We start from the raw sequence: 6,013 nt of genomic DNA, 5'->3' as shown, positions 1-6,013 counted from the left end.
GGGGTTAGCGGCTACACAATAGGGTGAATCCGCAGGTCAAGCCAGGTTTCATAGGTGCCGTGCGTCGCTTTTCTCTCTTGTGCGCAACTCGCGCCTGGTGACCACCTACGACCCTGATGACAATCGCACGCAAATGGACCACGCCCCGCAACCACCTACGCAAGCCGACCCGACAATTCGGTCCGGCACACGCCCGACGAAGGAGGGCATGTGCCGGGTCGGCGAAGCCGTGCCCTGAACCGCAACCCCAAGGCATGCTGAACAACATGGACTTCGTGATGCTCCACGGCACCACCCAAACCCCAGCCTGCTGGCACCCGCTGCAGTCGATCCTTCACCACGAAGGCCACCGCACCTTCGCAGCCGACCTCACCGACGAAGACGACTGGCAAGCCGAGGACTACGCCACCGAAGTCCACCGCCAGTTCCCAGAAACCCACACCCCGACGATCATCGCCCACTCCGGCGCCGGCCTACTGGTCCCAGCCACCGCCACAAAACTCAACGCCACCCACATCGTCTGGATCGGCGCCCTGATCCCAGACCTGACCGGCACCATGAGCATGATGGAAGAACTCACGCACCACGGCGAGGAGATCTTCCCGCCCGAGTGGTTCCAGTGGTCAGGCGCCGACCTGCTGACCGACCAGGCCGTCAGCGCGTACTTCCTGTTCCACGACTGCGACCTGGAACAGCTGAAGTTCGCCCTCACCACCCTCAGACTCTTCCAGCCGCAGGGCGCGTTCAACCAACACCACAAGCACAACAACCTTCCCCGCAGCACGGTGATCGTCCCGAGACAGGACCGCGTCATCCGCCCGGACTGGATGTGCCGAGCCGCAGAAGAACGGCTCGGCACCCAGCCGATCGAGATCGACGGCGATCACTGCCCGCACATTCCACGCGCACAGGAGATCGCCGAGATCATCCTCAGGCGAGCGTGAGCGCGTAAAGCTGCACCCGCGCGTCATCAGGCAACGTCACCGAACGAACGGTCTTCGAAGCGTCCAGCCGCAACGACTGACCGAACAAGCGCACCGGCGGTCCGTCCACGCCTTTCCCGGCCTTGATCCGGTGCGGCATCTCCAGCACCGCCGGACCACCGCCCGCCCAGTCCGGTACCGACGCAGCGACCTCGGCCGACGTTCCGTCCGTGTACCAAACGGTGAACGCGGCGGACGCCGGCCCGTTGTACGACGCCCCGACGACGTGCAACCACGAGAACTGGCCAGGAGGCAACAACAACCCCTGCCCCCGAGCCTCGACGAAGTTCGGCGCGGTCCCGGCAGAATCCGGTGCCTGGTACGTGATCCCGCCCCACGTCACCGGACCGGCCGCAGGCAAGAGCGCCGCGTCATAGCTCCAGCCGCCACCGTCGAAGTCGCCGGAAGCAGGATCAGCAACGGTCGCCGTGCCGTCGTGGTTGCGTTCCGGCCCGACGTCCACCGCACACGTCACAGCGAGCGCGCACACCGCGGCCGGCTTCACCTCGATCACGGCCTTCACCGTCACCGAATCCACCACCACCGACACCTCGTACTTACCAGCAGCGACGCCCGCAGGCACGGTCACCGTCAACGGCACGGTCTTCTGCGTCGGCTGATGCCGCGACACGATGACGAACGGCTTCGCGCCATCGACCTTCCACCCCGCGGGTGCCGTGACCGACGGCCGGACGGAAACAGCGGCAGGCGACTGCGCCAGCACGTCCAGTTGCAAGGTCAGCGACTGCGCGGCGTCCGAGGTCGGCATCACGACCGAGGAGTTCCGCAGCGAAGCCGACAGCGCACGCCGCGAGTCCACGTTGCCGTCGTTCAGCGAAGGCGGCTCGTCGGAACGCCCGGTACCCCAGGACGAAGGCTTCGAGGAAACCTCGTAGGAGAGCTTCCCGCCGTGCGCCAGGGAGGACCAGTCGAGCCACGTCTTGCGGACATCACGCCCGTTCATGGACGCGCTCTGCACGTACCGCACCGAGTCGGACACCCCCGGCGCCGAGATCACCAGGTTGCCGCCCTGCGACCCGTGCTGTCCGATTCGGACGGTCGCGGACGGGAACTGCGGTGAGGACAGCGCCAGGAAGTCGCCTCCGCTGAACGTCGGGTACATGCCGAGCGACGAGAAGACGTACCAGGCCGACATCGTGCCCAGGTCGTCGTTACCGGTCATGCCGTCCGGACCGGTGGTGAACAACGTCATCGCCGCTCGTACCACGGTCGCCGCCTTCCACGGCGTGCCCGTCCACAGGTACATGTACGGCGCGAGCAGGTCGGGTTCGTTGTTCGGGTTGTAGGTGGGCTTGCCGTAGTAGTCGTACGGCTGGGTGATCCAGTCCTGCCGAACGGTGCCGGCCGGGTCCGTCAACAGCTTGTCGTAGACGAAGAACGAATCCAGCCGCTTCTCCGCGGCCTGACGACCGCCCATCAGCGACACCAGCCCGGCCGGATCCTGCGGAACCAGCCACTGGTACTGGTAAGCGCCACCCTCGTGGAACTGGTGTGACGCGTCGACCGGGTTGTACGGCGTCAGCCAGGTGCCGGCGACCGTGCGCGGCCGGAACTGACCGATCGACGAGTCCCACAGGTTCCGGTACCACTGACCACGATCCGCGAACAGCCGCGCGTCCGAGCGATGCCCCAGACCACGAGCCATCAACGCCAGCGAGGCATCAGCCGCCGAGTACTCCAAAGTGGCCGACGCCGGGTGCACGCAGTCGTTGTCACCACCCTTGTGCGCGCAGTCCGTGCCCAGCTTCAGACCGGACGGTATGTAGCCGCGATCCGAGTAGTACGCCACGCCGGAGCGTCCGTTGTAGGGCGAGTCAGCGGGCGGCAACGACAAGGCGTTGGTGCGCAACAGCTGGTACGCCTCCTCCTCGTGCCCCTTCAAAAGACCCTTCGACCACGCCTCCACCAGGAACGGCGTCACGGGGTCGCCGGTCATGATGTTGGTCTCGGACGACGCCAGAGCCCAGCGCGGCAGCCATCCGCCGTCACGCCCACTGGCCACAACGGACAGTGCGACATCGCGAGCCACGCCAGGTTCGAGCATCTGCAGCAGCTGATTTTGCGGCCGGTACGTGTCCCACAACGAGAAGTTCTGGTACGGCGTGTAGCCAGAGGCCGTGCGAACTCGACCGTCGAAGCCCATGTACTTGCCGTCGACGTCACCGGCGAGGTTCGGGTGCAGCACCGAGTGGTACAGCGCGGTGTAGAAGGCGACCTGCCGGTCCCGAGCACCGCCGGACACCCGCACGGCGTCCAGCTGCTTGCGCCACACGTCACGAGCAGCCGCCACCGTGGCGTCGAAGTCGAAGGCAGGAGCCTCCGCCGCGAGGTTCTTCCGCGCACCCTCCAGCCCGGTGTAGGACAGGCCGACCTTCAGCACGACATCGCGGTCGGCAGTGGCGTCGAACGTCACCCACGCGCCGTTGCCACCGGTTCCGGCAGCATCACGAGCACCCGCCGTGGGAACGCTCCCCCGCCACGCGCCGAACGCCGAGAACGGCCGGTCGAACGTCGCCGTGAAGTACACGGTGTGCTCGTCCTTGCCCGCGCAGAACCGGCCGTTGCGCACCCGGCCCTCGATGGTCCGGTCGCCGACGACGTGGATCTCCGAGTCGAGCACCGTCTGGTTCGAGCGCCCGGTGTTGAACAGGACGTTGGCCGCGGCAGAGGAAGGGAACGTGTAGCGCTGCCAACCGGTCCGCTGAGTGGAACTGAGCTCGGCGTTCACCCCGTAGCGGGACAGCCCGACCCGGTAGTAGCCGGGCTGCGCGGTCTCGTCCGAGTGGGTGAACGGCGACTTGTAGGCGTTGATGTCAACGTTGTCGACGGACCCGACCGTCGGCATCACGGGCAGCTCGCCCATGACGCCGCAGCCCACGCCCGACAGGTGTGTCTGCGAGAAGCCGTAGATGGAGGTGGCCTTGTAGTCGTACCCGCCCTGACCTCCCGTATCAGGGCTGACCTGCACCATCCCGAACGGCACCGAGGCACCGGGGAAGGTGTTTCCGAAGTTCTGCGTGCCCACGAAGGGGTTCACCAGTGACGAGGGGTCTTCGTCCGCCTGTGCTGTTTGAGCGAGGGCGGCGTGAGCAGGAACTGTTAGACCCAGTAACAGCCCGACTACAACCAGTGTCCGCATGGAGGCAGTATTGTCTGATCGTCGCCGCCCCGACACCCATCGGAGGTCGGCGATGCGCGCACTGGCCGCAGCGCTGTTGCTTCTCGTCGCTTTCACCCAACCGGCACAGGCCGCTCCCGTGCTCGACACCGTCACCACGGCGAGCGTCTACGGCTGTCTGCGCACCAACGGGGCGGGCGTGTACGACGCGACGGTCAACAAGACGTTCGTGACGTACTCGGGCACGAAGCACGACATCTACGTGAAGGCGTTCGACCACACCGCGAACACGTGGTCGGCGGCGGTCAAGGTCGCCACGCTGAACCTCACGCACGACAACGCCTACCACGACTACCCGATCCTCACGCAGCTCGGCGACGGCAGGCTCGCGATCTTCCGCGCCACGCACACGACGTCGCTGCAGTTCTACACCGCGCCCACCGCGCACTCGATCACCGGCACGTGGACCGCGAAGACGATCTCCACCGACAAGAACACCTACCCCGAGCCGGTCGTCATCGGGAACACGATCCACCTGTTCTACAGCCACAACACGGATCTGTCCCACCCGTACCGCACGTACAAGATGATCAAGTCGACGGACAACGGCAAGACCTGGTCCGCGCCGAAGATGCTCATCGACTCGGGCCGCACGGCCGACAAGTACGCCGAGGTGTACGCGTTCGGCGTGACGCAACGCAGCGGCCGCGTCTACCTGACCTGGTCGATGCACGGCGGCCCCAAGGGCCACAACGGCGGCGGCAAGAACATCTACGTCGCCTACTTCGACACGGCGTCCAGCACGATGTTCACGGTCGGCGGCGCCACGCTCGGCAACACGGTCGACGCTGCCGACCTCGACAAGACCCGAGTCGTCACCACGAACCCGCTCGACCTCCCCGCCGGCAAGGACCTGCCGGAGGAGAACCCGGTGACCGTGCCGCTGAACGACGGCTCACTCGTGCTGGGCTACGGCGTGCACACCAGGACGAGCGCCAAGATCGTGCTCTCCCGGTTCGCCGGCGGCGCCTGGAGCTCCACGACCGTCGACACCTCGACGTCGTTGTTCAAGGACCTCGTCGCGACCGGCAACGGCGTCGACTTCTCGTACGCCAGCGCGGACCGGAAGCGGCTGCTGGTCAAGTCGTGGGCGCCGGGTGGGAGCGCGACCACCAAGCACGACCTGACGGTGCCGTACTCGGCCGGTGCGGACACGACGTTCTACGCGAACTTCGTGGAGAACCGGCCGAGCGACCTGGTCGCGAACACCATCGACTACGAGACCCGCAAGACCAACCACACGGGCAAGTGGCCGGTGTTCAGCATCAGGAACTAGTGGTGTGGCTCGGAACGTTGCCGGGGGAATGCGCGGTCAGACGGGCGCATCGTGGTGCCGCCCCCACGTCCTCGTACTGGTTGTACGGGGGCGTGGGGGCGGTGCCGCGAGGTGCCCTGCTGAGCGTGGATTACCTCGCCGACGTTCCGAGACGCGCCACTAGCAGCGCTTGCCGGTGTAAGCCGTGTAGTTGTCGGCTTGCTGAACGCTGACGAGGCCGTACGCGGCCGTGCACTCGGACAGGGTGTTGGTGCCCTTGCTCCACAGCTCCACGGGGTGGAACTGGTCGCTGTTCCACCCCTGGTGCTCCGGTGTGCGGTCGCTCGGGCTGCTGTAGACGGCGATCGAGGTCTGCGTGCTCCAGTCACGACCCGTCGCGCGGAAGCTCTCCCAGATGTAGACGTACGCGTAGTTCTTCCCGCAGCCGGCGAACTGCTTGACCGACGCGATGTTGTCGCCCCGCCACTTGATGTACGCGGTCGCGCCGATCTGCGCGGCGCTGGAGCACCCCGGCGGGGTCTCGGCGTTCGCGATCCCCGGGAAGACGAAGCCCAG

At 66.4% G+C, this 6,013-nt stretch carries 4 protein-coding genes; 2 read left to right on the top strand and 2 right to left on the bottom strand.

The features are described from left to right. Positions 1–266: 266 nt before the first annotated feature. Entirely contained in the window at positions 267–944 is a 678-nt protein-coding gene (locus UK23_RS47405) for an alpha/beta hydrolase (protein WP_045318445.1), read from the top strand. On the opposite strand, the gene UK23_RS47400 is transcribed toward UK23_RS47405, so the two are convergent. Continuing rightward, positions 931–4,143 carry a GH92 family glycosyl hydrolase gene (locus UK23_RS47400; RefSeq protein WP_082115551.1) on the bottom strand — a complete coding sequence of 1,071 codons (3,213 nt, stop codon included), beginning with the start codon at positions 4,141–4,143 and terminating at the stop codon, positions 931–933. The genes UK23_RS47405 and UK23_RS47400 overlap by 14 nt on opposite strands. A 52-nt stretch (positions 4,144–4,195) precedes the next feature. On the opposite strand from UK23_RS47400, the gene UK23_RS47395 reads away from it, so the two are divergent. After that, positions 4,196–5,458, top strand: a complete 1,263-nt coding sequence (locus UK23_RS47395; protein ID WP_045318443.1) for a BNR-4 repeat-containing protein — start codon at positions 4,196–4,198, stop codon at positions 5,456–5,458. Between the two features lie 159 nt (positions 5,459–5,617). Here the strand turns inward: UK23_RS47395 and UK23_RS53485 are convergent. Next, the coding region (locus UK23_RS53485) for a hypothetical protein (protein WP_045318442.1) at positions 5,618–6,013 on the bottom strand (396 nt) is incomplete at its 5' end.

It is taken from the genome of Lentzea aerocolonigenes (assembly GCF_000955955.1).
GTDB lineage: Bacteria > Actinomycetota > Actinomycetes > Mycobacteriales > Pseudonocardiaceae > Lentzea > Lentzea aerocolonigenes_A.
The sequence above is the reverse complement of the archived record's forward strand: the minus strand, read 5'-3'. Positions and strand labels throughout refer to the sequence as shown.